Genomic DNA, 2,520 nt, shown 5'->3' with positions numbered 1-2,520 from the left:
GGCGGCCTTCATCCGCATGACCGTGCCCTCCCAGGCATTGAACAGATACTCCGCCAGCACCGATGAGGGCTGCGGGCTGCTAAGGCTACCCTGCCGGCGGGCCTCTTCCAGCACCGCTTCGATCGCCTCGGTGTTATTGCGCAGTAGCTGGCGCACCTTCAGGCGAATGACCTCGCTGGAGTCCGACATCTCCTGGCACATGTTGCCGATAAAGCAGCCGCCGGTGACCCCGCTATCGCAGGCGCCGGTGTAGTCCCGGAAATACCGGGTCAGACGCTCCAGCGGCGGCAGACTGGTATCCTCCAGCAGCGCCCGGCTCTCCTGGTTGCGCGCCTCGGTGGCCCGCTCCAGTGCTTCCAGTGCAAAATCCTCCTTGCTTTTGAAGTAGGTATAAAAAGACCCTTTCGGCACCTCGGCGGCGTCGACAATGTCCTTGATACTGGTACCGTTGTAACCGTGGGTCGCCATGACACCCAGGCCAGCTTCCAGTAAGAGGTCTTTTTTTAACTCGCGCTTGCTCATGCCCATCAATATATGACCGGTCGTCTGGTTTTACAAGGGGATCGCTTATGGTTGTTTTCTATAAGCACCATAGGCCGGGGCATAATAGCCCGTTTTTCGTTCGTCAAAAACCCCAAAAAGGAGGCCGTCACTGGGCAGAGGTTCTGAGCCGCATGAGCGGCGGCAACTGGTACTGGGGTATCCAGTCAAGTTCGGGAAGTGGCGCCTCAAGCACAATCAGCCTCCGGTTCTCACCATGTATGGCCGCCAGCTCCTCGGCGAAATGACGCTGGAACAGTGCTTCCATGGAACCATCCTGCAATGCCCGCATCAGCCCCTGCTCCAGGCGAGCGGCCAGGGGACCCGCTTTGGCGCTGACATGAAACACCACCGGGAAGGGATAGTAGAGGTACAGATCCGGCACCAGCGCCAAGCCTCCGTTCGCCGGTTGGTGACTGGCCAACTCCCGACGCGCTTCGATGATGCCCAGAGACAGGTAGTCAAAGCGGCGTTGCTCCAGCATGGTGAACAGATTGCTGTAGCGGCCGGTGTCGTTTACCGGATAGCCATTGAGACGGAAAATGGCCACGTCCGGCCAGCGCTGTCCCTGCCCTACCGTCAATCGCTTCAGTTGATCCTCCGAGGTCACCTCGGCCATGGTTGGCAAGCTGTCCTCGCGGACGATCAATTGCCGGTAGCCCATCAGGCCGCCCAGAATCGGGATCGGGATGGAGATGATCTGCGCTTCCAGCGGCCCCTCTTTATCCCGCGCTGGTGCCGCGTAGACATTGATCGGGTACCCCGCGGCAAGTGCGCGACGCCCGCGCAGGGAGCCAAAATCCTCATCGTGGCGATTCAGATCATAGGCGGGGTAATCATCGGCAGTTTTTTCCAGGGCTAGCTGAAGCAGTTCGTACTCATAGCTGAGCCGCCCTTCGGTGCTGTCCCAGAACCGGACTTCCACGGCCGGGGCGTTTTCCCCAGTTGCACACCAGCCGGCATGGGTACCAATGCCGAAAACGAGAAACAACCACCATGCTTTGTGAAGAGTCTTAAGCATTATTATCATTCTGAACGCAAGGTTAGTCACGCAAACTTAACGGATTGACCCTGACGACACAAGCCCCTCTGCACTGGACTCAAAGTCGGGGCCGAACTACCAGAACTGGTATGTCAGGCTGACCTGCCCAAACTGCACCGAATAGCGAGGGCTTTGCTGGCCGCTGGCAAGCAGGTTGGCCACCGTATCCGGCGCCACCGTGTCGATGAAAAAGTCGGCACTCCGATAGCGCTCAACCCCATAACTCAGGCCCAGAGAGAGTGGCTCGGACCACTGGTATCGGGCGAACAGCTCCAGCCGGCTCAGGTGGGTTTTAAGGTCCGGAAAAGGCGCTGCATTGGCCCGAGTCTCCATTTCAATCACCCCTCGTCCGTAGGAGTAACCATAATCCAGGCCCACATCCAGCCCATTAAGCAGCGCTTCGCGCTCAATGCCGACCCCAAAGGTATCCAACTGATCTCGTTGGTGGCCGGTCCAGTCGGGCGTGGAAAAGTTATCGCTACCGGCCTGATCCGAGTCGATTCGTTGACGGGTCGCGAAGGCATAGAGTGACAGATTCTCTGTCGGCCGCACCGATACATCCAGGCTGTGAGACCGGTCGCGCGCCTCCGTCAAACCAATCCGGGTATTGAAATAATCGTCCTTGGCGTAATCCAGGGAAACGCTGAGCGTCATCCAGTCCCGTGGTAAGTAATTGACACTGGCGCGAACCTGATCACGATCGCGCTCGCCCAGATGATAGCGCCGCAACAGGGGGTTCTCCCCCGGTACGAGGTCGTCCAGAGGCCGATAGTGCTCGACAAAACGCCGGCGCTCCTGCCCGCCCTTGAGCCGAACATCGAGCGTCTGTGTCAAGGCGGCGCGGACTTCACCCCAGTAGTCGGTGGTACTGGTTTTTTCCGTTTCCTGAAAGCTGCGCTCCATGGTTTCCCGGGATAAACCCGCCGAGACGGTGGTTC

General features: G+C 58.9%; 3 protein-coding genes. All 3 read right to left on the bottom strand.

Features of this window, described 5'->3' with window-relative positions; genetic code table 11:
* The coding region (locus tag B3520_RS00330; RefSeq protein WP_286875035.1) for a TetR/AcrR family transcriptional regulator at positions 1-522 on the bottom strand (522 nt) is incomplete at its 3' end.
* A 127-nt stretch (positions 523-649) separates the two neighbouring features.
* Positions 650-1,561 carry a hypothetical protein gene (locus B3520_RS00325; protein ID WP_286806960.1) on the bottom strand — a complete coding sequence of 304 codons (912 nt, stop codon included), beginning with the start codon at positions 1,559-1,561 and terminating at the stop codon, positions 650-652.
* Positions 1,562-1,657: 96 nt separating this feature from the next.
* A partial coding sequence (locus tag B3520_RS00320) for an MtrB/PioB family outer membrane beta-barrel protein (protein WP_286875032.1) occupies positions 1,658-2,520 on the bottom strand: 863 nt, incomplete at its 5' end.

The organism is Marinimicrobium sp. UBA4509 (genome assembly GCF_002388575.1).
GTDB lineage: Bacteria > Pseudomonadota > Gammaproteobacteria > Pseudomonadales > Cellvibrionaceae > Marinimicrobium > Marinimicrobium koreense.
Note: the sequence above shows the minus strand (reverse complement) of the source record. Positions and strands in the feature narration are given on the sequence as shown.